The organism is Streptosporangium sp. NPDC023963, from assembly GCF_040639135.1.
Taxonomy (GTDB): Bacteria; Actinomycetota; Actinomycetes; order Streptosporangiales; family Streptosporangiaceae; genus Streptosporangium.
In genome coordinates this window covers 27,961-50,132 of record NZ_JBEZZK010000002.1, presented here as the reverse complement: position 1 = coordinate 50,132, position 22,172 = coordinate 27,961, and the positions used below count along the sequence as shown (strand labels likewise).

Annotated in this window: 25 protein-coding genes and 1 pseudogene; 13 read left to right on the top strand and 13 right to left on the bottom strand. The window is 70.7% G+C overall.

Annotation, left to right across the window (positions count from 1 at the left end; genetic code table 11):
• Window positions 1–3: 3 nt before the first annotated feature.
• From AB0F88_RS06315 to AB0F88_RS06305, 3 genes are all read right to left on the bottom strand, one after another.
• Window positions 4–834, bottom strand: coding sequence for a DUF3626 domain-containing protein (locus AB0F88_RS06315; RefSeq protein ID WP_362678086.1), 831 nt, complete (start codon window positions 832–834; stop codon window positions 4–6).
• 232 nt (window positions 835–1,066) lie between these two features.
• Window positions 1,067–1,909, bottom strand: a complete 843-nt coding sequence (locus tag AB0F88_RS06310; protein ID WP_362678084.1) for an alpha/beta hydrolase — start codon at window positions 1,907–1,909, stop codon at window positions 1,067–1,069.
• 373 nt (window positions 1,910–2,282) lie between these two features.
• The gene (locus AB0F88_RS06305) at window positions 2,283–3,077 is read right to left on the bottom strand and encodes a zinc-binding dehydrogenase (RefSeq protein WP_362678082.1); all 795 of its coding nucleotides are present in this window, start codon (window positions 3,075–3,077) and stop codon (window positions 2,283–2,285) included.
• 484 nt (window positions 3,078–3,561) lie between these two features.
• Between AB0F88_RS06305 and AB0F88_RS06300 the strand changes: the two genes are divergently transcribed.
• On the top strand, window positions 3,562–4,242 hold the full coding sequence (locus AB0F88_RS06300; RefSeq protein WP_362678080.1) for an NAD(P)-binding domain-containing protein: 681 nt from the start codon (window positions 3,562–3,564) through the stop codon (window positions 4,240–4,242).
• Window positions 4,243–4,249: 7 nt separating this feature from the next.
• Here the strand turns inward: AB0F88_RS06300 and AB0F88_RS06295 are convergent, their stop codons facing one another.
• Complete coding sequence (locus tag AB0F88_RS06295; RefSeq protein ID WP_362678078.1) at window positions 4,250–4,858, bottom strand: hypothetical protein; 609 nt, start codon at window positions 4,856–4,858, stop codon at window positions 4,250–4,252.
• Window positions 4,859–4,916: 58 nt separating this feature from the next.
• Here AB0F88_RS06295 and AB0F88_RS06290 point away from each other — a divergent pair, with 58 nt between their 5' ends.
• Window positions 4,917–5,204 (top strand): hypothetical protein, encoded by a 288-nt coding sequence (locus tag AB0F88_RS06290; protein WP_362678076.1) that lies wholly within the window; start codon window positions 4,917–4,919, stop codon window positions 5,202–5,204.
• Between the two features lie 141 nt (window positions 5,205–5,345).
• Here AB0F88_RS06290 and abc-f read toward each other — a convergent pair whose 3' ends face one another.
• From abc-f to AB0F88_RS06275, 3 genes are all read right to left on the bottom strand, one after another.
• Entirely contained in the window at window positions 5,346–7,013 is a 1,668-nt protein-coding gene (gene abc-f, locus AB0F88_RS06285) for a ribosomal protection-like ABC-F family protein (RefSeq protein ID WP_362678074.1), read from the bottom strand.
• A gap of 472 nt (window positions 7,014–7,485) precedes the next feature.
• Window positions 7,486–8,031 carry a phospholipase gene (locus AB0F88_RS06280; protein WP_362678072.1) on the bottom strand — a complete coding sequence of 182 codons (546 nt, stop codon included), beginning with the start codon at window positions 8,029–8,031 and terminating at the stop codon, window positions 7,486–7,488.
• A gap of 445 nt (window positions 8,032–8,476) precedes the next feature.
• The gene (locus AB0F88_RS06275) at window positions 8,477–8,839 is read right to left on the bottom strand and encodes a nuclear transport factor 2 family protein (protein ID WP_362678070.1); all 363 of its coding nucleotides are present in this window, start codon (window positions 8,837–8,839) and stop codon (window positions 8,477–8,479) included.
• Between the two features lie 164 nt (window positions 8,840–9,003).
• Here AB0F88_RS06275 and AB0F88_RS06270 point away from each other — a divergent pair, with 164 nt between their 5' ends.
• On the top strand, window positions 9,004–10,506 hold the full coding sequence (locus AB0F88_RS06270) for a phosphoesterase (RefSeq protein ID WP_362678068.1): 1,503 nt from the start codon (window positions 9,004–9,006) through the stop codon (window positions 10,504–10,506).
• Window positions 10,507–10,641: 135 nt separating this feature from the next.
• On the opposite strand, the gene AB0F88_RS06265 is transcribed toward AB0F88_RS06270, so the two are convergent.
• The 3 genes from AB0F88_RS06265 to AB0F88_RS06255 all read right to left on the bottom strand — a co-directional run bounded on the left by AB0F88_RS06265 (window position 10,642) and on the right by AB0F88_RS06255 (window position 13,319).
• Entirely contained in the window at window positions 10,642–11,871 is a 1,230-nt protein-coding gene (locus tag AB0F88_RS06265; protein WP_362678066.1) for a Dyp-type peroxidase, read from the bottom strand.
• Window positions 11,872–11,891: 20 nt separating this feature from the next.
• Window positions 11,892–12,569 (bottom strand): copper chaperone PCu(A)C, encoded by a 678-nt coding sequence (locus tag AB0F88_RS06260; RefSeq protein ID WP_362678064.1) that lies wholly within the window; start codon window positions 12,567–12,569, stop codon window positions 11,892–11,894.
• 192 nt (window positions 12,570–12,761) lie between these two features.
• The gene (locus tag AB0F88_RS06255) at window positions 12,762–13,319 is read right to left on the bottom strand and encodes an MFS transporter (RefSeq protein WP_362678062.1); all 558 of its coding nucleotides are present in this window, start codon (window positions 13,317–13,319) and stop codon (window positions 12,762–12,764) included.
• Between the two features lie 329 nt (window positions 13,320–13,648).
• Here AB0F88_RS06255 and AB0F88_RS06250 point away from each other — a divergent pair, with 329 nt between their 5' ends.
• From AB0F88_RS06250 to AB0F88_RS06240, 3 genes are read left to right on the top strand one after another with little or no spacing between them, the layout of a single operon-like run.
• Window positions 13,649–14,326, top strand: a complete 678-nt coding sequence (locus tag AB0F88_RS06250) for a DUF998 domain-containing protein (protein WP_362678060.1) — start codon at window positions 13,649–13,651, stop codon at window positions 14,324–14,326.
• Window positions 14,327–14,377: 51 nt separating this feature from the next.
• Window positions 14,378–14,752, top strand: a complete 375-nt coding sequence (locus AB0F88_RS06245) for a YciI family protein (RefSeq protein WP_362678058.1) — start codon at window positions 14,378–14,380, stop codon at window positions 14,750–14,752.
• 48 nt (window positions 14,753–14,800) lie between these two features.
• Complete coding sequence (locus tag AB0F88_RS06240; RefSeq protein WP_362678056.1) at window positions 14,801–16,060, top strand: RNA polymerase sigma factor; 1,260 nt, start codon at window positions 14,801–14,803, stop codon at window positions 16,058–16,060.
• Between the two features lie 124 nt (window positions 16,061–16,184).
• Here the strand turns inward: AB0F88_RS06240 and AB0F88_RS06235 are convergent, their stop codons facing one another.
• Complete coding sequence (locus AB0F88_RS06235; RefSeq protein ID WP_362678054.1) at window positions 16,185–16,694, bottom strand: helix-turn-helix domain-containing protein; 510 nt, start codon at window positions 16,692–16,694, stop codon at window positions 16,185–16,187.
• 98 nt (window positions 16,695–16,792) lie between these two features.
• On the opposite strand from AB0F88_RS06235, the gene AB0F88_RS06230 reads away from it, so the two are divergent.
• Window positions 16,793–17,461, top strand: a complete 669-nt coding sequence (locus tag AB0F88_RS06230) for a DUF899 domain-containing protein (RefSeq protein WP_362678052.1) — start codon at window positions 16,793–16,795, stop codon at window positions 17,459–17,461.
• Between the two features lie 79 nt (window positions 17,462–17,540).
• On the top strand, window positions 17,541–18,062 hold the full coding sequence (locus AB0F88_RS06225) for a pyridoxamine 5'-phosphate oxidase family protein (protein ID WP_362678050.1): 522 nt from the start codon (window positions 17,541–17,543) through the stop codon (window positions 18,060–18,062).
• 120 nt (window positions 18,063–18,182) lie between these two features.
• Here the strand turns inward: AB0F88_RS06225 and AB0F88_RS06220 are convergent, their stop codons facing one another.
• Window positions 18,183–18,647 carry a hypothetical protein gene (locus AB0F88_RS06220; protein WP_362678048.1) on the bottom strand — a complete coding sequence of 155 codons (465 nt, stop codon included), beginning with the start codon at window positions 18,645–18,647 and terminating at the stop codon, window positions 18,183–18,185.
• A 148-nt stretch (window positions 18,648–18,795) separates the two neighbouring features.
• On the opposite strand from AB0F88_RS06220, the gene AB0F88_RS06215 reads away from it, so the two are divergent.
• From AB0F88_RS06215 to AB0F88_RS06205, 3 genes are all read left to right on the top strand, one after another.
• On the top strand, window positions 18,796–19,527 hold the full coding sequence (locus tag AB0F88_RS06215) for a TetR/AcrR family transcriptional regulator (protein ID WP_362678047.1): 732 nt from the start codon (window positions 18,796–18,798) through the stop codon (window positions 19,525–19,527).
• A 28-nt stretch (window positions 19,528–19,555) separates the two neighbouring features.
• On the top strand, window positions 19,556–19,909 hold the full coding sequence (locus AB0F88_RS06210) for an STAS domain-containing protein (protein WP_362678045.1): 354 nt from the start codon (window positions 19,556–19,558) through the stop codon (window positions 19,907–19,909).
• A 139-nt stretch (window positions 19,910–20,048) separates the two neighbouring features.
• Entirely contained in the window at window positions 20,049–20,246 is a 198-nt protein-coding gene (locus tag AB0F88_RS06205; protein ID WP_362678043.1) for a hypothetical protein, read from the top strand.
• A gap of 194 nt (window positions 20,247–20,440) precedes the next feature.
• Here the strand turns inward: AB0F88_RS06205 and AB0F88_RS06200 are convergent, their stop codons facing one another.
• Window positions 20,441–20,923 carry a MarR family transcriptional regulator gene (locus AB0F88_RS06200; RefSeq protein WP_362678041.1) on the bottom strand — a complete coding sequence of 161 codons (483 nt, stop codon included), beginning with the start codon at window positions 20,921–20,923 and terminating at the stop codon, window positions 20,441–20,443.
• Window positions 20,924–21,054: 131 nt separating this feature from the next.
• Here AB0F88_RS06200 and AB0F88_RS06195 point away from each other — a divergent pair, with 131 nt between their 5' ends.
• Window positions 21,055–21,516, top strand: a complete 462-nt coding sequence (locus AB0F88_RS06195) for an HGxxPAAW family protein (RefSeq protein WP_362678039.1) — start codon at window positions 21,055–21,057, stop codon at window positions 21,514–21,516.
• A gap of 400 nt (window positions 21,517–21,916) precedes the next feature.
• Window positions 21,917–22,172 (top strand): annotated as a pseudogene (locus tag AB0F88_RS06190) (hypothetical protein); the annotation flags it as partial.

Here is a 22,172-nt window from a genome sequence, read left to right as displayed (position 1 = left end):
GCCCTACCCGGCCGTCCCACCCGCCGTACTCGACGCGCTCCCCGAGCCGGCGACATCGCGACGAGCCTTCGCCCGGCCCGCGTCGAACGGCGATCCGAAACGTGCCAGACAGTGCCAGACCTTTTTGAGGGCCTGCGGGTCATAGCGACCTGTGCCGGCCGCGTCTCCGATGATCCGCGGATCGAGGTGACCGTCCACGGCGATCTCGGTACCCAGATCGACGTACTCCTGCCCGCGGTAATCCGGATGGCGTCGCAACCGGTCGACGGCGAGCCGGAATCCGGCGTGCCATTCGATCGAGCACGGAAGCCGGTGGGCCGCGGCCTGCACGGCTGTTCCGCGATAGCTCGGATCCAGGACCAGGGCCTCCACGTCACGGTCGAGCCTGACCGGCCCGTGCACCTGGGCCTCGATGTAGTCGTCCAGGGCGTCCGGATCGTCGGCGTCGGCCAACTCGATGAGTGCCATGCGGGACACGACTCCGAAGGCCGACGGCTCGAAGAAGCTGTCCGGATAACAGAACGTGGCTCGCGACAGGGTCTCCGCGGTCAGCCTGAAGTGAGCGGATCCGAACCGTGGCGCCGCGCCGACGGGCTTACCGCGGAAGTTCAGCGCGCCGTAGACGGGGCGATCGTGAGGCGGTGCGTGGTCGTACGCGCCACCGAAGATCCGGCTCTCCCAGCGCCACCGGTCCCCGCCCGGATGAGCGGTCAGACCACCGTTGCTCGTGCCCGTGACGAACTGCGAGTGGTAGAGGCCGTCGTCCGCCAGTCCGAGCAGGATCGGCCGACCGCCCGCCATCCGGTCCGGATGGAAATTCAGGGTCACACGCATCCGGGGGTCGAGTGGCCCGCCTGACGACAGGGTCGCGACATGGCGGAGGGCTCGCTCCTGCGGTGACCCGGACGTGTCAGCGCTCATCCGTAGCGTGCCCTCGCATCGGTTTCCAGGAGGTGGCCCGCCCTGCGGGGGCTCGGCCAGGCCCTGGCGTGATCATGCTTGTGGCTCACTCCGCCCGTGGTTGCGAGGTACTGCGACGGCTGCCGCGGCAGGTGCACATCGTGGCTCATGTCCGCCCCCGTCCTGCACCGCCCGGAGCCGAGTCGTGAGCCTTTCCCGTCACCCGCTCCACGCCCTCGTCACACCGGGCGAGGTGTCCGGTCAGGAGACGCAACAACCCCTCCGGATCCTCACGGTGTGGATCATGTCCGGTAGGCAAGGACGTCGTTCGCACCAACGACGTCTCTCGCACGGCCGCCCGCAGCTCGTGCTCCACCCACGCGCAGTACGCGTTCCAGGCAGGAACGAGATCTTCGGGAAACACGCCCGCGAAGGCCCTCGCGTCACCGCTGACGACAAGCAGCGGGCAACGCGCAGCACGATAGGCGGAGAAAAGGTCGAGAGCGTCGATCTCCCGCATGACCTGGAGAAACGACTCGGAGAGCCCTTGCCCCATCTCGTTCAGAAACGAGGTCATCTCCTGCCAGGCACGCGTCGCCCGCACCTCGTCCAGACCGAGGAACTGCCCAGGCCGTGTCGGGTTGCCGTGACCGTCGAGGTTCACCGCGAGCGGACACTCCGGATGCTCCCCGGCCCACAGCGCGGCGACCATGCCTCCCAGGGAATGTCCGACGACCACAGGCCGGTGAAGTCCGAACCCCTCCACGACGGCGGCGACGTCCGCCAGCACCTCCTCCCACGACCACGGCGCCGCACCGGACTCACCATGGCCGCGTAGGTCCATGGACACCGGCCGGAACCCGGCGCTCACGAGAAGCCCCGCGAAGACGTCCCAATCCCCGCGTGTCCGCCCGCCACCGTGCAGGAGAAGCACGTCCCCACCGTGCCCACCATGGTCTTCCGCCACGATCGGCACATCACCGATCACGAGTTTCCCGGTCGCGTCCACGCCACCCGTCACCTTTCGCCCGTATCCCTGTCCTCCGCCTTTCGTAACAGCCTGGCGCGACGGTCTCCACAGCTTTTCCGCTGGACGGCGGCGTCCTCGCCTCCTGCCAAGGACGGCGCGCCACGGCTCGCGTGCCGGATGCGCAACCGCTGGTGCGCCGGCGACGAGTTGGAGACGATACCGAGCCGGAATTCCGGCGCGAGCTTCCTGAGTACGGGGTCGGCTTCCAGGCGGCGCGTCCTTGCGGCCGGCCGGGAACGCCTGGCCCTGTGGGGACCTGACGTCCAGGTCGGCGTGCCCGACGACTCCAGCGTGACGGGATGGAGCGCTCGCACTCTTCGCGAGGTGAACCCGTTCTACTGGGGATCGCGGTTCACCGAGGACGGAGCCTGGCCGGGCCCCGAGGTCCACTTCTCCTGACCTGCGCGGTACGGCCCGCAGGGGCAGGGTCCCGGCCGCCGCGGGCGAGCAGGGGAACGGTCCGCTCCAGGTGGTGCCGGCCCGCGTTGTCCCAGAACACGTCCACCCCGCCGGGAGCGAGTCCGGCGATCTCCCCGTACACATCCGGGTCGTGGTAGTCGACGACCTCGTCGGCGCCGCACCGCCGGCACCAGTCGAAGTCGTCCGGGCGCGCGGTCGCGACGACCCGCGCCCCCGTGGCCGCGGCGAGTTGAACGGCGGCGGTGCCGACTCCGCCTCCCGCGCCGGTCACGACGATCGTCTCCCCGATCCGCAGGCCCGCCTCCCTGAACAGGCCGATGTGCGCGGTGGCGGCGGTGTGCAGGCAGGCGGCCGCGTTCTCCGGATCGACGCCGCCGGGCAGGTGGTAGAGCCGGTCGGCGGGCACGGCGGCGTAATCGGAGAAGGAGCCCTGACGGCCGTCGAACCCCAGGCTGTTGCACCACACCGTGTCGCCGGGGGCGAACCCCGGTGCCGCCCTGATCACGGTCCCCACCAGGTCACGGCCGATGACGAACGGGTACGGCAGGCGCGTCCGGTAGGCGCCGGAGCGGACGAAGGTGTCGACGTGGTTGACGGCGAGTGCCCGCACCTTCACCAGGACCTCCGACGAGCCGGGTTCGGGCACGTGGAACCGGCCGATCCGTATCTCGTCCGCCGGGCCGGGCCGGGTGACGTACGCCGCGGTCATGGTCTCCGGGTCGCTCATCATTCCTCTTCCACGTCGGCTTCCACGTCGGCGAGGTGCGTACGCGCTCACGCCCGCCTCAGATCACCCTCGCCGGCGTCGCCGGAGGTGCGGGCCGGAGACAAGATCGGCGGTGGCCTCTCCGGTTTCTCGAGAAGCCGTACGTATGGGACCTGGCGCCTGCCGTCTCGACCGACGGCAGCGATCACAGGGCCGGTGTCCGGAGACGTGGCGGTCACACCGGCCGATCGGACCGCTCCACCGGGTGACGAAGCTCCTCACGCGCATGCCCGGCGCTCATGACCACGAGTCTACGCAACGGCGGGCCCTTGACCAGGGTGCGAGGGCCCGGGGGGCGACCATGGTCACTCGCGGCCGGGCCCGCGAGCCGGGCGGTCAGGAGGGTGCCGTCGTCCGCGTCGCCCGCGGTCCATGGAAAAGTCGCCCGCGGTCCATGGAAAAGCGGCGGGGAATGCCGGGTACGGCGCGGAAGTTAGTGGTCGTCATGACGACCATTGGATTCATCGGCAGCGGAAACATCGGGGGCACGGTCGCCCGGCTCGCCGTCGCGGCGGGCTACGACGTGGTGCTGAGCAACTCGCGCGGCCCCCGGACATTGAAGGAACTGGTCGACGAGCTCGGGCCGGGGGCCGCCGCCGCGACCTCCGCCGAGGCCGCCGCGGCCGGCGACCTGGTGGTCGTCAGCGTCCCGCTGCGGGCTTACCTCGACGTTCCGGCGGAGCCGCTCGCCGGCAAGACCGTCCTCGACACCAACAACTACTACCCCGAGCGGGACGGGACCTTCCCGGAGCTCGACGCCGGATCCACCACCTCCAGCGAGCTGCTGCAACGGCACCTGACGATGTCCAAGGTCGTCAAGGTCTTCAACAACATCTACTTCCGGCATCTGCGGGCGCTGCCCCGGCCCTCCGGCGCGGCGGACCGCAGTGCCCTGGCGATCGCGGGCGACGACGCCGGCGCGAGGGGAGAGGTGACCACGTTCCTCGACCGGATCGGTTATGACACCGTCGACGCCGGGGCACTCGCGGACGGATGGCGTTTCCAGCCGGGGACCCCCTCGTACGGATTCGTCTACGCGGGAGGGATCGAGAACTTCTGGGAGTCGCCGGGGGTACCCTTCGACGCCGCGGCGCTCCGCGCCAAGCTCGCCGACGCCCGGCGCTGACACCCGTTCACGACACGGGGTCACGGGGATGTGGCTCGTCCGGCTTCGCGCGGCTTCGATATATCTCCGCCAGTACGAGCAGGAGAACCCCTCCCACGAGAAGGACCGCGGAAACTCCGGAATAGAGGGCGGCCGGCCTGCAGGCGCCCGCGAGCTTCGTCCGGTCGAGGACCATCGAGGAGGCGAGAACCGGAATCGCGGGCCCGGCCGCGCCGGCGACCAGGGAGAGCACTCCCAACCAGACGATCCGGGCGGGATTCCGTCGACGAGCCGGCGGGTCGTGGAGAAACGACCGGAACAACCTGTGCAACAGAAGACCCGCGCCCCCCGCGCACAGACCGCCCAGCAGGACGTCCCCGCGCGCCAGTACGTTCTCGGCCACCGTGGAACCCGCCGCCATCAGGATGTTCGGCGGCCTGAACATCGCCCCGGCGGTCATGTCCGTGGCCGCTGACACGCTCAGGGGAAGCCGGTGCGGTATGGGGTGAACGTACACGGCGACGATGTGAGGAGCCTGCATGGCACCGCTGACGACGAACGCGAATCCCGACGCCGCCCAGATGCCCCCGACCACCAGTGAAAGGCCGGCGAGCCGGCGTAGAACCATGCGGCCCATGGGGCTCCCCGCTCGTTCGTCGGCGACTGATAATTCTCACGAAGGAGGATGACGCCATATGGCAGATGAGCAGATTACGACAATCGGCAAATGCTACGCATGCAAGCGCACCTTCAGTTTCATCCCCGCGAGCGTGACGACCGTTACGATCGACCCCGAGACCGGCCTTCCTCCAGGTATGACGGTTTTGGCCACCTTTCGCGAACCGGCACCGGAGGCGACGGCCAGATCGGTCGAGGAACCCCTCTGCCCCAACTGCCTCGACAGGGCGAAGCAGTTCCTGGAACTCACGAGTTCACCCGCTCCCCCCTTCGAGAAGTGGCACAACAACCCTGATCACGGCTGAGTCCCGGGCCCGGTCGAAGGCGTCGCGGGGAATGGCCGGAGACGATCGAGGGCTCCGGGCACGGCGACGCCGGGTACGGGCCGGCGCCCAGGGCGTGGGGCCGGACGTGAACCGGCCCGCTCGTACGCCACGACGACGGGATCACCTGTGCCCGAAGCCGTCCGTGGGCGCCTCCGTCCCCGCCGGGGCTCCCGTCTCCAGCAGCCGGCCCTCGGAGAGCCGCAGCCAGCGGTCGACCTTGATCTCCGTGAGGAAGCGTTCGTCGTGGCTGACCACCACGAACGCCCCTTCGTAGGCGCTGAGCGCGCTCTCCAGCTGGCCGACGCTGACCAGGTCGAGGTTGTTGGTGGGTTCGTCCAGCAGCAGCAGCTGGGGCGCAGGTTCCGCGTACAGCACGCAGGCCAGGGTGGCGCGCAGCCGCTCACCGCCGGACAGCGCACCGACCGGCAGGTGAACGCGGGAGCCGCGGAACAGGAAGCGGGCGAGCAGGTTCATCCGCTGGGCCTGCGGCATCGCGGGGGCGAACGTGGCCATGTTCTCCGCCACGGTGCGGTCGAGATCGAGCAGGTCCAGCCGTTGGGACAGGTAGGCGACCCGGCCGTCGGCCCGCCTGGCCCGGCCGCCCTCCGGTTCCAGATCGCCGTTGATCAGACGCAGCAGGGTGGACTTGCCGGCGCCGTTGGCGCCGGTCAGCGCGACCCGCTCGGGTCCCCGGATCGTCAGATCGGCGCCCTCCCCCGCGAACAGGGCCCGCTCACCGTGGTGGACCTGCATCCGCTCGCCGAGGAAGACCGTGCGTCCGGCCGGGACGTTGGTGCCGGGCAGTTCCAGCGTGATCCTCTGCTCGTCGCGCAGGGCGCGGCCCGCCTCGTCGAGCCGGGCCTTGGCGTCGTTGACCCGCGCGGCGTGCATCTCGTTCGCCTTGCCCGCCGACTCCTGGGCGTCGCGCTTCATCGTCCCGGCGAAGATCTTCGGCAGCCCGGCGTCCTTGAGGTTGCGGGCGGCGTTGCTGGCCCGCCGCGCCGCCCGCTCGCGGGCCTGCTGCATCTCCCGCCTCTCCCGCTTGACCTCCTGCTCGGCGTTGCGGACGTTCTTCTCCGCGACCTCCCGCGCGGCGCGCGCGGCCTCCTCGTAGGCGGTGAAGTTCCCGCCGTAGGAGCGGATCTCGCCCCCGTCGAGCTCGGCGATGCGGTCCATCCGGTCCAGCAGTGCCCGGTCGTGACTGACCAGCAGCAGGCAGCCGTTCCAGTCCTCCAGCACGCCGTAGAGCTTGCGGCGCGCGTCCAGGTCGAGGTTGTTGGTCGGTTCGTCGAGCAGCAGGACGTCGGGCTGCTTCAGCAGCTGCGCCGCCAGGCCGAGGGAGACGACCTGGCCGCCGCTGAGGGTGTGCAGGGGCCGGGTGAGGGAGAGCTCCCCGAGGCCGAGCCGGTCCAGCTGGGCACGGGTGCGCTCCTCGATGTCCCAGTCGTTGCCGATCGTGGTGAAGTGCTCCTCGCCGGCGTCTCCCGACTCGATGGCGTCCAGGGCCCTGATCACCGGAGCGATCTCCAGGACCTCGGCCACGGTCAGGTCGCCGGCCAGCGGCAGGCTCTGCGGGAGGTAGCCGAGCACGCCCTGGACGGACACGGTCCCGCCGCCGGGCCGGTACTCGCCGGCGATCAGCTTGAGCAGGGTGCTCTTGCCGGCGCCGTTCGGGGCGACGAGGCCGGTACGGCCGCCGCCCACGGTGAAGGAGAGATCCTGGAAGACCGGGGTGTCGTCGGGCCAGGAGAAGGAAAGGTTCGAGCAGATGATGAACGCATCGGACATGCGAGAAAACCTCGTGTGGGACGCGGGCGCGCCGAAGGCCGCCCAGCGGGGGAACAGGGATCAGTGAAACGACGGCATGGCCACGGCGACGGCGCTCCTACGCGCCGGCCGGTGGCCGATCACTTCCGGTATCACCCGGAGATGTCGTCGTCACCTATCACTTCTGGTCTCCCTTGTGTCCTGTCACTCGCAGCCCACCATATTAGGCATGAAGGGGTGCGAACGCGAGCCCCGGAGAGGCCCGCGGGGTGGACGGCGTCGCGTGGTGCCACGTTTTCTCCCGGTGCCCGGGGTGGTGGTGAGCGTTCCCGGGGTTTCCGCGTTCGGTGTGGTTACCCCAGGTCAACGCGGTCCGGCGACGTCGGGCCGTCGTCGCGGTGCGGACCGTCGTCGCGGTGCGGGCCGGCACGAGGCCGGCCCGCCACGGATCAGCGAGGGGGAGCGATTCCGCCCCCGCGGGGAGCGGGACGGGTCACGCCGCGTCCTGGGAGGCCTGTTCGGCCGCCGCGTCCTGGGAGGCCTGTTCTGCCGCCTGGCGGATCCGCTCGATCTGCGCCCCGGTGACGTTGAGCGTGCCGAATTCCTTGACCGCCTGGTAGTAGGTCCAGGCGAGGCTGTTGCAGGTGCCTCTGGGGATGGTGGAATATCTCGCGCAGACCTGCCTCATGTCGAAGTAGAAAGCGTCGTCGATGCGTGCCTTGTTCGCCGGGAACTGACTCACCGCCTTGTAGTTGCGGTAGCCGAAGTCATGACGCCGGCACGGCGTCCTGAAGTCGAAGCCGAGTGGCTGGTCGGGGCTGCTCGAACACAGATCGGTCGACCAGTCGAAGGCGTAGTCCCCCCAGGCTCCCTGGTTCTGCCAGGCGGAAAGCCAGCTCGCGGCGCTGGCCGCGGTGGGCTGGCTGAAACTCGAAAGTGCGGCGAGCTTTTGCTCCAGTGTCACCGCATAGGCGGGCGGCGTTAATCCGAGCAGTGCGGTGAGGGAGAGGGCGGCGGTTGCGAGGGCGCGTTTGACCATGGACTCTGCCTTTGTCCGGGGGGTACCTCTCGCGGCAGGACTCTGCCACGGCCTAACAATGAGGCGAAATATCCGGTGACGCCGGAACAGATCTCCGTGAATATCGACGCCGATATTCGTGAACGGAAGCTCTTTACAATGTTTACAGCTTCGAGTAAGAAGCCCTTTCCGGCTTCGCGCGGGCAGGCGGCGGTCCGTTCCGCCTGAGGAAGGTCCGCCTGAAGAGGGGCGGCCGGTGCTTCGCTCCGCCTGAAGGGGGCAGGCGGCGGTTCGCTCCGCCTGGAGAGGGCCGGCCGGCGGCTTGGAGAGGGCCGGCCGGCGGCTTGGAGAGGGCCCGGCCGGCGGTTCGCTCCGCCTGGTGGAGAGCCGGCCGGCGGGCGACCGTCCACCGCCCGGAGTCCGCCGTCGCTCACGGGCGTTCGGCGCCGCGGCCGCCGCGCCCCACTCAGGTGTCGAGGTGTGTGGCGTGCCCCTCCACGACGAGGGGACCGTCGAAGACGAGAACCTCGTTGACCAGGCGGCCGCTCGCCGTCAGGTTGCGGTAATTGATCACCAGGGTGTCGATTCCGACGTAGGCGGCGATCATCTCGAACCGCAGGTCCGGGGTGCTCCTCAGGCCCGCGGCCCAGTACTCGCGCAAGGCGGCCTTGCCCCGGACCACACCTCCGGAGCCGGGGACCAGCGCGGCCGCGGTCGGGGAGGTGAAGAGCACGTCCTCGGCGAAGTGCGACAGGACGGCCTCGACGTCGTGGGCGTTCCAGTCCTCGATCCAGCGGCCGGCGAAGGCCCGAAGCTCTGCGTGGTCCATGGCCGTCATGGTGCCACGCGGCCGGCGGGTACCGCCCGGGGATGATTTCTAACCTTCTGAGGCAGTTGTTCTTTGTTGTCCCGTTCCCTGTTCATGTTGCGTTCAGCGCGGCCTTCGAGACTCGCGGATCGGGACCAAGCTGCAGATGACCGAAAGGCTTCATTGTGAAGGACCAGAACACCGAAGATCCCGAGCGCTCGTCGATCTCGCGGCGTCGATTGGTCAAGTACGCCGGCCTCGGGGCGACGCTGGTCGCCGCGAGCCCGCTGGCGACCGGCGGCCCGGCGTGGGCGGAGGCGGACCCCGAGCGCGGGAGCGAGAACCGCGGCAACTCCCGCGACCGGGTGTGGCGCGCCGGTGACCACCACGTGCACTCGGAGTACAGCGGCGATTTCGACACCTCGACGAACCCGCCGAAGTTCACCAAGGGCGGCGACGCCGTGTACCCGATCGTCACCAACGCGATCATGGCCAAGTACTTCGGCCTGAGCTGGGCGATGTGCACCGACCACGGCGGTCCGACGCACTCGAAGGTGAACCTTGAGCAGGCCTACCCCGACCTCCTGCGCTCGCGCGTGCTCGTGCCCGAGGTCCTCCAGTTCTGGGGCATGGAGTTCGACGCCCCGGCGCTGGACCACCACACGCTGATGATCCCCCACCACTCCGGTGAGGCACAGCAGCTGTTCGAGCTGGAGAGCCGCTTCGCCAAGCACGACGCGTTCCCCGCCGACCCCGGCCGCGACACCGAGGCCAAGATGGTGGAGTTCCTGAAGGCCGCGAAGGACATGCGGCAGAAGCCGCTGGTGATCGCCCACCACGCCTCACGGTCGGCGCCCGGTCTCGGCGTCTACGGGCAGGACACCCCCCGCGAGTTCCGCAACGGCAACAACGCCGCACCGGAGATCTACGTCGGCTTCGAGGGCGCTCCCGGCCACCAGGCGGGCCCGCTCAACGGCGGCGCGCGCGGCGGCTACGGCAACCACCCCACCTACGGCGGCTTCGACCAGATGACGGCTCGCGTCGGCGGCCTCTGGGACTCGCTGCTCGGCGAGGGGCGTCGCTGGTGGATCACCGCGACCTCGGACTCCCACGTGCACTGGACGCGCGGCGGCTCCGACTTCTGGCCGGGCGAGTACAGCAAGACCCACGTACTCGCCAGGCAGGACTACGCCGACATCATGGACGGCCTGCGCAACGGGCGGATCTGGGTCGGCACCGGCGACCTGATCACCAGCCTCGACGTCACGGCGAGCACCCAGGGCCGCCAGGCCACCACGGGTGAGACCCTCACCGTGAGCCGCCGCAACCGCACCGACGTCGACATCGAGATCAGGTTCCGGCCGCTGGAGGGCAAGAACGCCAACGGCGACCACCCCGAGGTCCGGCGCGTCGACCTGATCACCGGCCAGATCACCGGCCCGAGCGCCAACCTCGACGCCGACACCAACCCCACCACGAAGGTCGTGGCCCGGTTCGGGCCGCGCGACTGGCGCAGGTCGGGACACGAGTACGTCATCCGCCACACCCTGCGCGACGTGCAGGGCGACTTCTACGCCCGCGTGCGCGGCACGAGCACCGACGAGGCCGAGCCGCTCGCCGACGGCAAGGAGAGCCCCTGGGAGGACCTGTGGTTCTACTCGAACCCGGTCTTCGTCCACTACCGATAGTTCCCTGACCGGGCGACCTCTCCCCGCGGGGAGGACCGTCCCGGTTTCGAGGAGTTCGGCGGAACGCGGGACGGCCGCCGTGCGCCCGTGACGACATGGTGACGACAAGGTCGTCACGGGCGAGAGCGGTCCCTCTCAGCCCAGGAGGCCGTCCCCGATCCAGCCGTTGGGAGAGCATCCCGGCGGGATGGCGAAGACGGCCGAGCCGATCGGGGTCGTCCACTCGTTGAGCAGGTCGGCCTCGGCCAGCCTGCGCTGGATCGGGACGAACTGCCGGGAGACGTCGGCCTGGTAGGAGGCGAACAGCAGCCCGGAGTCGGCGTGCCCGTCCGAGGTGATCCCCTCGTCGTAGTTGTAGACCCTGCGCATGATCCGCAGGTTCGGGTCGGCGACATGGGCCCGGCGGATGTGGGCCTGCTCGGAGATGACGGGAAAGCCGATCGCGTTGAGCTTCTCGAAGTCGGCCTTGTCATGCTCGTCGCGTCCGGTGAGCGGGGCGCCGTTGTCCAGGCGCCGGCCCACGGTGAACTCCTTGGCGACCCGGTCCACGGCGTCCCAGGTCTCCATCTCCGCCCGGATGCGCCGCAGCACCAGCGTGGTGCCGCCGCGCAGCCACTCCGGACCGCCGCTCACCCACACGGCCCGGTCGAACTCGGGGGTGCCGGGTGCCGGGTTGACGGTCCCGTCGAGCTGGCCCATGACGTTGCGCTGGGTCAGCCCGGCGGGCTGGGTGCCCGCGGCGCGGCGGAAGCCCCGCTGGGTCCAGCGGACCTTCGCGAAGGAGCGCGCGTCCTTGACGACCATGCGCAGGGCGTGGCTGAGGGTGAGGGCGTCGTCGGCGCAGATCTGCAGCAGCAGGTCCCCGCCGCTCCACTCCTTCCTGAGCCTGTCGATCGCGAAGGCCGGCAGCGGCGCCGCCGCCTCCGGACGGCGGTCGGCCAGCCCGGCCGCCGTGAAGAAGCCGGGGCCGAACCCGAAGGTCACGGTCAGCCTGGCGGGCAGGACGGCCAGCTCCGGTTCGGTGTCGGCCAGGGCCGGCCTGCCCTGGGTCAGCCGCCGGGCGTCGTCGGTGAGCAGTCGCATCATCCGGACCAGCGCCTCACGGTCGGTGTCCGGCAGCAGATCCAGGCCGACGAACACCCCGTACGTCTGGGGCGCCGTCGCGATCCCGGCCTGGTGAACCCCGTCGAAGGGTTCCGTCGCGGAACCCCCGGAGACGGAGAACGCCGCCGGAGCGGTACGGGGATCGGATCGGGGGGCGACTGGGGGGACAGCCTGGTCGGGGGCGCACGCGGCGAGGGCGCCGACCGCGGTGGCGGCGCCTCCCGCGAGCAGGCCCCTACGGCTGAGTCGGGGGTCTCGCATGAGTTCTCCTTCGTTCCCGCTCAGCCGTTGCTCTCGCCCATGTCCATACCCTTGTCGCCCTTGTCGCCGTGGCCGTCCCCCATGTCCATGCCGGGCCGGTAGTCCTCCTTGCCTCCGGCGAAGTCCTTGCCGACCGCGGTGAACTCCACGGTCTTGCCGTCCTTGAGGGTCAGGGTGAAGGGAATCTGCGCGCCGGGCTTCACCGCCTCGGTGATGCCCATCAGCATGATGTGATCGCCGCCGGGCTGGAGCAGGTGGGTGCCCCTCGCGGGGATCACGATCCCGCCCTCCTTGGGCCGCATGATCATCTTTCCCTTGGAGTCGACGACCTCGTGCAGCTCGATCTTCGGGGACAGCGGCGAGGCGCCGGAGACGACCGTCACCTCGGCGTCGGTGTTGTTGACCAGGGTGCCGAAGGCGGCGCTCATCCCCTTCTTCGCGGTCTTCACCCACGGATCGGTGATCGTCAACGCGACGGCGGCGACGGCGGCGGTGGAGGGGGTGGAGGGGGTAGCCGCGGGTGCGGCGGTGCTCGGGGCGGCGGCCGGTGCCGTGCTGCCCTCGGAGCCACATCCGCCCAGGACCATCACGGCCGCGAGCAGGACGCCCGCGGGGGCGGTACGCCGGATTCCGGCGTGGGTGACGCGGGTGACTCCGTGACGGCTGGTTCCGGCACGGTTGATACGACGAGCAGACACGTTGACGCCTTTCTTCTGGCCGTACCGGCAGGCCGCGGCCGAACGCCGCCTCGATGGGCCATGCCGGCCACGCGGCCGGGATTGTCACGCTGATTCGGTCCGCCGGGCAGCCGGAAGGCCGCGTCGGCGCAGGCCCGCGCGCACGTACGCGCGGGCTCGGGAACGAGTCACGCCCCCGGGTGACCTGGGCGGTCAGCCGGAGGTGACGGTGACGATCCGGGGAGGGCCGCGCCGGCTGACGACGTGGCGCAGCACGGCCGGGCGCAGGACGCCCGGCTCGATCTCGCCCGCGGTGAGGAGGGACGTGTACGCCGGGGTCACGACCACGATGAGCACGCGGCCCAGCCGGACGCCGAGCCGCCGGAGCAGTGCCCACAGCACCGCCTCGCCGCGCGCCAGCCACAGCGCGGTCAGCCCGACGGCCCAGCCGTGCGCCACCAGCATGCCCAGGCCGGGCAGCAGCCCCGAGTGGACATGCCCGATCATCTCGGCAGGGGACGCGGCGTGCGCGAGGGAGAACAGCACGTGCAGCCCGGCCTGCGCGCCCGCCAGCACCGGCAGGATCACCGCCAGCGTCCGTTCGCGCCCCGACACGGCGAGAGCCGCGGCGAAGGCGAGCACCAGGGCCACGGTCGCGGCCGGCACGGAGACCGAACCTCCCGCGAGGACGTGTGCCATCACGCTCAGCCCCAGGCAGACCGCGGCGAAGGCGGCCGCGCGGGCGAGACGGAAGGGCAGCGTCGCGGGCATGATGGGGAAATCATCCCACGCCACCCCGGCGGTGCGAAGTCCGAGACCCGCGGGCGGTTCACGCCCGCGCCACCACCGCGTGTCTCCGCAGCGCCGGGGGCGCCCCACCCGCCGCGGATCGCGGTCGCCCCGCCCGCGCCGGCCAGGACTCCTGTTTTCGCAGATCAGAGTGGCAGAGGTCACTCCTGGGGTATCAAGGCGACCACCCCTCGAAAAAATCTTGAAAGAAATCCGGCCGCCGTGTCGAATCGGGCCGAGCCCGTTCGAAGCGTGGTCACAGGGCCGGGAGGAACACGGGAGCCGGCCCAGGACGCGTGAGGAGAAGGGCCATGACACAGCAGACGACGAGGACCGCGAACACGACGGCCTGCGACCCGCAGACGAGTGTCACCAGGTCGCTCCTGGGCTACGGCGTCATCGCCGGGCCGGTGTACATCGCGGTCTCCCTCGCCCAGGCGCTGACCCGGGAGGGCTTCGACCTCACCCGCCACGTGTGGAGCATGCTCGCCAACGGCGGCCTTGGCTGGATCCAGATCGCCAACCTCGTCGTCGCCGGGCTGGCGAGCGTCGCCTGCGCGGTCGGCCTGCGCCGCGCACTGGCCCCCGGACACGGCGCGACCTGGGCTCCCCGGCTCGTCGGCGCGTACGGGGTGAGCCTGGTCGGCGCGGGGATCTTCCGGGCGGACCCGGGGATGGGCTTCCCCGCCGGCACGCCGGAGGGGCCGGGGCCGGTCAGCTGGCACGGAATGCTCCACTTCGCCTGCGGCGCCGTCGGCTTCCTGTGTGTGATCGTCGCCTGCTTCGTCATCGGCCGGCGGTTCGCCGCGGAAGGGCGTACGGGACGGGCCGTCTTCTCACGGCTCAGCGGCGCGTTGTTCCTCGTGACCTTCGCCGCGATGGCGAGCAGCGGGGGCGCCATCTGGGCCAACCTGGCCTTCGTCACCGGAATCGTGGTCATCTGGGCCTGGCTCTCCGCCCTGTCGCTCCACCTCTACCGGCGCGCCTGAACCGGCCCGCCACCCGACCAGACCGTTCAAAAAGGACCAAGGAGAAAAACAATGCGATACCTGGCCACCCTCAAGGTCACCCACCGGCCCGACACCCCGCCGCCCGCCGAGCTGATGGAGGCCATCATGAAGCTCGGCGAGGAGGCCACCAGGGCAGGTGTGCTGCTCGACAACGGCGGGCTGGCGCCGAGCACCCAGGGCGCGCGGATCGAGCTCACCGGGGGCAGGCTGAGCGTCACGGACGGCCCGTTCGCCGAGGCGAAGGAGCTGATCAGCTACGCCATCTACCAGGTCAGGTCGAAGGAGGAGGCCATGGAATGGGTCTCCCGCTTCATGAGGCTCCACCGCGACCACTGGGAGGGCTGGGAGGGCGAGGGCGACCTCCACCGCGTCTTCGGCCCCGAGGACTTCGCCGCCCCCGCGTGAAGCCGGGGCGGTGTCGCGGGCGGGGACGACGTGCTTGGATCGGGGAGCATGACGGTTGGGGATCCTCACCGGGTGGTCGAGGCGGTCTGGCGGATCGAGTCCGCGAGGGTGATCGCCGGGCTCGCCCGGATGGTGCACGACGTCGGGCTGGCCGAGGAGCTCGCGCAGGACGCCCTGGTCATCGCGCTGGAGCAGTGGCCCAGGACGGGCGTACCGGATAATCCCGGCGCCTGGCTCATGCTCACCGCCAAGCATCGGGCGATCGACCTGCTGCGCCGCAGGAACCGGTACGAGCGGAAGCTCGAAGAGGTCGGCCGGGACATGGAGATCCGCCGGGAGTCGGCCGAGGCCGAGCTGGACGACACCCTCGACGATCACATCGGCGACGACGTGCTGCGCCTCCTCTTCACGGCCTGCCACCCCGTGCTTCCCACGGAAGGACGCCTGGCGCTCACCCTCCGCCTGCTCGGCGGCCTGACGACGGAGGAGATCGCGCGCGCCTTCCTGGTGCCCGAGCCGACCGTCGGGCAGCGGATCTTCAGGGCCAAGCGCACCCTCACCGACAAGCGGGTGCGGATCGAGATGCCCGCCCCGGCCGAGCTGGGCGACCGGCTCTCGTCGGTCCTGGAGGTCGTCTACCTCATCTTCAACGAGGGCTACTCGGCGACCGCCGGCGACGACTGGATGCGCCCCTCGCTCTGCGAGGAGGCGCTGCGCCTGGGCCGGATCCTGGCGGGTCTCATGCCGCAGGAGTCCGAGGTGCACGGCCTCGTCGCCCTGATGGAGATCCAGGCGTCCCGCACGCGCGCCAGGACGGGACCGGACGGCGAGCCGGTCCTGCTCCTCGACCAGGACCGGGGGCTGTGGGACCGGCTGCTCGTCCGCCGCGGGCTGGACTCGCTCGCCCGCGCCGAGGGGCTCGGCACGCTGGGCCCGTACGGCCTGCAGGCCGCGATCGCCGCCTGCCACGCCCGCGCGCCGTCCGCCGGCGACACGGACTGGGAACGGATGGCCGCCCTGTACCGGGTGCTCGCCCACGTCGCCCCCTCACCCGTGGTGGAGCTGAACCGCGCGGTCGCGGTGGGCATGGCGTACGGCCCGGAACGCGGCCTGGAGATCGTGGACGGGCTGGTGACGGAGCGCGCGCTGAAGGGCTATCCGCTGCTGGCGGCCGTACGGGGTGACCTGCTCGTGAAGCTGGGCCGCCTCGGCGAGGCGCGCGAGGAGTTCGAGCGGGCCGCCGGGCTCACCCGCAACGAGCGCGAGCGGGCCCTCTTCCTCGCCCGCGCGACCGCCGAGGGCGGCTGACGGGCACCGGCCCCGCGGGGATCGGCAGAGGGCGGGCGGAGGCCCGGTAAGGGATCGGCACCGCGAGTCCGGGCTCCATCTCACCGGTGACCGGCCGCGCCCGGCGCCGGGGCGGGCGCACGTCTCAGGGCCCGGCGTGCTCGTACCGGTCCGTGCCCGCCTGGTCGGGTGACGGGGCCGGGGGTTCGGCCCCGGGGCCGGGCAGCACGTCGACGTCGGCGGCGCCCATCCGCCGGTCGCAGACCGAGCAGTGCAGCTCGACGTGGCTGATCTCGCCGCAGGCGTGGTGACGGTAGAGCACCGGCGGGCCGGCCTCGCCCGCCGTCCACCGGTCGCCCCAGCGCACCATCACCAGGAGCAGGTCGCACAGCTCCATGCCCTTGGCGGTGAGCGTGTACTCGTGGCGGGGCGGCCGGCTCGAATACTCCCGCCGCTCCAGCACGTCGTTCTCGACCAGCCACTTGAGCCGCTCGGCGAGCACCTTGCGTGAGATGTCCAGGCTCTGCTGGATCTGGTCGAAGCGGCTGATGCCGACATAGACGTTCCGCAGGATCAGTGGCGACCACGGCTCCCCGATGACATCCAGCGTGCGGGCGATCGAGCAGGCCATGTCACCGAATCGGGTTCGCTGCATGGGAGCAGTCTAGGCGAGAGGGTTCCCTTAAGGAACGATCCCCTGTTACCGTCTCCCCAACTAAGTTCCTTGAAGGAACTCACCGGAGGGAGCGCACCATGAACCACCCCCAGGTCGTCTCGGCCCAGGACTGGCGGGCCGCGCGGGAGGCGCTGCTGGTGAAGGAGAAGGAGCACACCCGCGCGCTGGACGCGCTGGCCGCCGAGCGGCGCAGGATGCCGATGGTCCGGGTCGGCGGGGAAGGGGCCGGCGGCGGGTACGTGTTCGAGGGCCCGGACGGGCCGGTGAGCCTGCTCGACCTGTTCGACGGGCGGCGCCAGCTCATCGTCTACAGCTTCATGTGGCTGGGCGGCGACGCCTTCTGCTCGGGGTGTTCGATGTTCACCGACAACATCGGGCACCTGAGCCATCTCCACGCGCGCGACACCTCCCTGGTGCTGGTGTCCCGCGGCCCGCTGGCCGAGATCACCCCGTTCAGGGAGCGCATGGGCTGGACGATCCCGTGGTTCTCCTCGCTGGGCACCACGTTCAACGACGACATGGGAGCGGGCGACGGGTTCGCGCTGAACGTCTTCCTTCGCGACGGCGACAGCGTCTACCGCACCTACTTCACCACGGGGCGCGGGGTCGAACGGCTCGGCAGCGGCTGGACCTTCCTCGACCTGACGCCGTTCGGCCGCCAGGAGACCTGGGAGGACTCCCCCGAAGGCCGGCCGCGAAGCCGGCCCTACGCGTGGTGGCGCCTGCACGACGAGTACGGCGAGTAGGGCGAGCGGGGATCTGAGCACCACCCGAGCGACGGTCGCCCGGCGAGCAGGCAGGACCGCGAGGATGAGGAGATCCACGATGACCGAGACGACCCCCGTCGCCGAACTTCTGTTCGGCGAGGCCGACGCGACGCCGTTCAGCACGGACGAGGCGACGGTCAAACCGTGGGACCAGGCGCGGGCGTGCCTGGAGTCCGCGCCGAAGGCCTGGCTCTCGACGGTGTGGCCCGACGGCCGCGCGCACGCCGTACCGGTGCTGCTGGTCTGGGCCGGCGGCGCGCCCTGGATCACCACCCGCCCGACGTCCCGCAAGGCCAGGAACCTCGCCGTCAACCCCCACTGCGTCCTCACCGTCGCCGTCGAGACCCTCGACCTCGTGGTCGAGGGGAACGCCACCCGGGCACGGGACGAGGACGAGCTCCGGCGGGTGGCCGCCGCCTTCAGGGCGAAGTACGAGTGGGAGCTCGCGGTGCGCGACGGCTCCGTCCACGAGGAGGCCCTTCCCGGCTCACCGGAGTACGGCTTCTACCGGATCACGCCCACGCGTGCCTTCGGTTACGGCGCGGACGGCAGGACGGCGACGCGCTGGCGGTTCGGGTGACCGGGACCGGCCGGTCTCACGCCCGCTCACGCTCGGCCCGCTCCCTGCCGGAGTAGTCCTCCGGCTCGATCGTGTCGTGCAGGCGCGCACTCGTACGCCGGAGCCTGGTCAGGGCCCGGATCACGCCACGGGGAAGGTGGGCGAGCAGCCATGTGCCCCGCAGGGTGGCCCACAGCTGGAACCGGCTGTCCGGCCGCGCGACCAGGAGTCCATCCGGATCTGGGTGATCGAGTCGAAATAGAAGGCGGAGCTCTGGTCCATCTCGTCGAGCAGCCTCGGCACCTCCCGGCCCGCCCCGGAGAACGCCTCCCGCAGCAGCCGCTTCCGGCGCGGGATGTCACGGTGGTGGTAGTCCAGTTCCTCGCTGCGGAACAGAAAGGTCGCCCGCGCCTCGTCCAGGTGCGCCGCGCTGTAGAACGCGGCCATCCTGCCCACGTCGCCGTACGCGAGCACCTCGACGTCGAGGTCGCGGTGGTCGGGCAGGGAGAAGACCCCGAGGTAGGTGCCGACGAACTCGGCGAACCGCGACTCCTCGCCGAAGGCCAGGCCGCGCACGTTCGAGTGGACGCCGTCGGCACCGATCACCAGGTCGAACCTGCGGGCGCGCCCGTCTCGAAGGTGACGTCGATCCCGCCGCCGTCCTCCCTGAGGGACGCGATCGAGTCGCCGAACACGTACTCCACGCGGTCGCGGGACGCCCCGTGGAGGAGCTCGCTCAGGTCGACAACAGGTGGTGAGGCCGTCCGATACCAAGGCGCGCATCCAGACGGTCGCACGGGAGCTGTTCGCCGAGAAGGGCGTGCAGCAGACGAGCCTGCGCGACATCGCCGACCGGCTCGGGATCACCAAACCCGCGCTCTACTACCACTTCACCTCGCGGGAGGACCTGCTCCGCAGCATCGTCCAGCCGCTGATCGACGATGTCGACGCCTTTCTGGCCGACACCGAGGCGAACGCTCCGCAGAGCCCTCGCGAGCTCCTCCAGGGCTACTTCGACATCACCTTCCGGCACCGGGAGGTGACCATGATGGTGGTGCGCGACCTGTCCACCCTGGCCCATCTCGACCTGGGGTCCCGCATGGGCCACTGGCGGCGGCGGCTCATCACCCTGCTGCTGGGCCCGGACCCCGACCTGGCGGCCCGCGCCCGCGCGGTCGTGGCCATCGGCGGGCTCTCGGACTGCACCGTGGAGTTCGCCGACGTGCCGGCCGAGACGCTCGGCCCCCGGCGGTGGCCGCGCTGGCGGCGCTCGGAGCCGGCCCGCCGGCGGCCGGGTGAGTCCCGCGTCAAGCGCCCTCACCGGGCCGGACGCCGGCGGAAAGCGGATCCGCGGGCCCCGGACATGTCAGGGATGACGAACAGGCACCGCGGAAACGCACCCCGGTGTGGCACACTTTCGACATCGCCACAGCGGCATCGATCGGTCACACCGCCCGCCCATTCCAACGGACGCTCCACGGGCTGAGGCCCGCGGCCGCCGATCGGAGGTCCACATGGACCTGTCCACGCACGCCCACCCGGACTGGATGGTCTGCGACGTCGCAGGGAAGATCGACATCTTCACCGCCAACGCGCTCCGCGAGCACCTGCTGGCCGCGCTGGGCCGCCCGGGATACCGGCTCCTGCTCGACATGTCCATGGTCACCGCCATGGACGCCAGCGGGGTGGCCGTGCTGCTCTCCACCCTGCGCAGGGCCGTACGGCACGGTGGCACGCTGCGGCTGATCGCGCCGGCGCCGGTGGTGCGCGGGCTGCTGAAGGTCAGCGGGCTGTCGGGGAAGTTCGCCGTCAGCGCCGATCTGGCGGGCGCGCGGATCGCGGAACCGCTGCCCGCCGGCGTCCGGTGAACCACCGCCCCCACCCGCCGTTCCGGCCCTGGAGCCCTCCGTTTCGGAAGGCAAGATGATTCCGGGCAAGCCTCGATTGATTTATTAGTAAAAAGCGAGGAAACATCATAAAAGCGTCAAACGAGTCTAAAGTCAGCTCATGGTGACTCACCGCACGGCGGTCGTACCGGCAGATTCCGGAACTCCCGGCAAGTGTCTCTGCGGCCATCCGGCCGACTATGTGATCGAAACGCGCTGGTTCTCCGGCAGGCACTCCCGCGACCCGGTCTGCGCGCCCCATGTCACCGAGGTCCTCCAGGGAATCGCGAAGCAGAACGCGCGCCGCGACGGAGGGTGAACGCCCGGCGGGAACCGGCCGCGAGCTCGCCCGCGCGCCGGTGACCGGCACCCCGGCCGACGCCATCACCATGATCGACGCTATGACCCGCGGACGCTCCGGGTCACGGGACGCCGTCCTCGGCCCGGGGCCGAGCGGACCCGGTAGCCGTCTGCGGCGCCCTCCGGAAAACAGGGCAGGAGCGGTGCCCGGCCTCAGAGAGCCGGAGATTCGCGGATCTCGGCCAGGGAGGTCCGCATGGCGTCGGCGGCACGCGTGAACCAGTCGGAGATGGCGGCCAGCTCGTCCGGGCCGTAGCTCTCGAAGAGCTCGGTGAGCCGCCGGTAGGTGGGCTCGTACGCCACCGCGATGCGGGCGGCCGAATCCCCTTCCGGGACGATCCGGACACGGCGCCGGTCGTGGGGATCGGGAACGCGCCGGGCGTAGCCGGCGCTCTCCAGACGGTTGACCACACCTGTGACGGCCCCCGTGGTGAGACCGGCCAGCTCGGCGAGGCGGCCCGCGGTGAGCGCCTCCTCCCCCGCGCCGAGGACGAAGCCCAGGCACGTCAGGTCCGTGACGTTGATGCCGAGACGCTCGGCGAGCGTGTGCTGCCCGACCAGGCTCAACGCGATCAGCTGGTCCATCCGGGCCAGGACCTCCAGCGGCGAGACGCCGGCCTCCGACTTGCGTTCCACCACAAAGTCTCCTTACTATCTAAGAAACTTAGCTCGTGAGATAAATGATACGGGCGGATTCAACCTAGCGCCTGCCACCCGGCGATCCGCCACGGCCCGCGGAGGGCGGCGCTCCAGATGGAGGAGACATCGTGGGGATAAGGAAAGACCTCGCGGAGCTGGCGGAGATCCACGAAGAGCACGACATGGGACACACCGTGGCGGGCTGGACCGGCTCGATCGTCTGCATCACCGGCTTCGCGATCTCCGGGGTGGCGATGGTGGCCGCCAGCGTCCCCTTCTTCTGGGTCGGCGCGGGGGTCGTGGCCCTGGGAGGCGCCCTGGGATGGCTTCTCCACCGGATGGGATTCGGCAAGGAGATCGGACCACGGCCGGCGTCCGAACGCGGCATGCGCCGACGCCCGGCACCGAGCGCACCACAAGCGGTGGAGCCGCCGGGAGGAGCGGCGCGATCCCGCACGGAACCTCGCCCGCCCGTCCGCCCGGCTCAGCCCGTGACGGCGGTCCAGGTCACCCCGGGTTCCCAGGTGACCTCGGGTGCCCGGGTCACCTCGGGCACCCGGGTCACCTCGGGCACCCGGTCCGGCCTCTGATCCGGCCGCACCCCGCACGATCCGGCCCCGGTGTCACCGGAGCGCGCAGGCCGGCCCCTCGACCGAGGGGCCGGCCTTGTCGGCTTTCCAGCCCGTTCCGGCCTGCCCTGCCGGTTTTCCGGCCTGCTCCGGCCTGCTCCGGCCTGCTCCGGCCTGCTCCGGCCTGCTCCGGACCGTCCCGTTCCGGTCCGGCCGAGCCCGCGCGGCGGGGCCGTCCGTCCGGGACGAAGGCTCGATGAGCAGGGGATTCGGGCGGGTGGTTCGCCCCCGCCATCCGCGAGATAGGACGAAATCTCGCAAGTACACTGTAATTCCCCGCCATCGGGGCGACCAGAACTGCATACCTGGTAAGACGGAGGGAACGCCCGCCTTGTGAACTGCGGGTCTAAGGAGTCTTTCCATGCCACCCGAAGGTGTGAACACGCTCTCGATATCGGCCGATGCGCGCGGAAGCGCCATCGTGGTCCGGGCGATCGGCGAGCTCGACTACGACTATGCGCCGACCTTCCGGAGAGAGATCGTCCGGGCCCTGAACCTGAGCACCGGCAACTCGCCGTCCGAGCTCCCGGCTCCTCCAGCCCTCGACTCGCGGTCCGAGCTCCCGGCTCCTCCAGCACTCGATTCGCCGTCCGAGCTCCCGGCTCCTCCGTCACTCG

Bases quoted from the DNA above. Each gene is read 5' to 3' on its own strand.
- AB0F88_RS06305 (WP_362678082.1), bottom strand. From the start codon at position 3,077: ATGAGCGACCCGGAGACCATGACCGCGGCGTACGTCACCCGGCCCGGC.
- AB0F88_RS06295 (WP_362678078.1), bottom strand. From the start codon at position 4,858: ATGGGCCGCATGGTTCTACGCCGGCTCGCCGGCCTTTCACTGGTGGTC.
- AB0F88_RS06250 (WP_362678060.1), top strand. From the start codon at position 13,649: ATGACACAGCAGACGACGAGGACCGCGAACACGACGGCCTGCGACCCG.
- AB0F88_RS06315 (WP_362678086.1), bottom strand. From the start codon at position 834: ATGCGTGTGACCCTGAATTTCCATCCGGACCGGATGGCGGGCGGTCGG.
- AB0F88_RS06275 (WP_362678070.1), bottom strand. From the start codon at position 8,839: ATGGACCACGCAGAGCTTCGGGCCTTCGCCGGCCGCTGGATCGAGGAC.
- AB0F88_RS06225 (WP_362678050.1), top strand. From the start codon at position 17,541: ATGACCGAGACGACCCCCGTCGCCGAACTTCTGTTCGGCGAGGCCGAC.
- AB0F88_RS06280 (WP_362678072.1), bottom strand. From the start codon at position 8,031: ATGGTCAAACGCGCCCTCGCAACCGCCGCCCTCTCCCTCACCGCACTG.
- AB0F88_RS06235 (WP_362678054.1), bottom strand. From the start codon at position 16,694: ATGCAGCGAACCCGATTCGGTGACATGGCCTGCTCGATCGCCCGCACG.
- AB0F88_RS06290 (WP_362678076.1), top strand. From the start codon at position 4,917: ATGGCAGATGAGCAGATTACGACAATCGGCAAATGCTACGCATGCAAG.
- AB0F88_RS06245 (WP_362678058.1), top strand. From the start codon at position 14,378: ATGCGATACCTGGCCACCCTCAAGGTCACCCACCGGCCCGACACCCCG.
- AB0F88_RS06230 (WP_362678052.1), top strand. From the start codon at position 16,793: ATGAACCACCCCCAGGTCGTCTCGGCCCAGGACTGGCGGGCCGCGCGG.
- AB0F88_RS06210 (WP_362678045.1), top strand. From the start codon at position 19,556: ATGGACCTGTCCACGCACGCCCACCCGGACTGGATGGTCTGCGACGTC.
- AB0F88_RS06300 (WP_362678080.1), top strand. From the start codon at position 3,562: ATGACGACCATTGGATTCATCGGCAGCGGAAACATCGGGGGCACGGTC.
- AB0F88_RS06240 (WP_362678056.1), top strand. From the start codon at position 14,801: ATGACGGTTGGGGATCCTCACCGGGTGGTCGAGGCGGTCTGGCGGATC.
- AB0F88_RS06205 (WP_362678043.1), top strand. From the start codon at position 20,049: ATGGTGACTCACCGCACGGCGGTCGTACCGGCAGATTCCGGAACTCCC.
- AB0F88_RS06265 (WP_362678066.1), bottom strand. From the start codon at position 11,871: ATGCGAGACCCCCGACTCAGCCGTAGGGGCCTGCTCGCGGGAGGCGCC.
- abc-f (WP_362678074.1), bottom strand. From the start codon at position 7,013: ATGTCCGATGCGTTCATCATCTGCTCGAACCTTTCCTTCTCCTGGCCC.
- AB0F88_RS06255 (WP_362678062.1), bottom strand. From the start codon at position 13,319: ATGCCCGCGACGCTGCCCTTCCGTCTCGCCCGCGCGGCCGCCTTCGCC.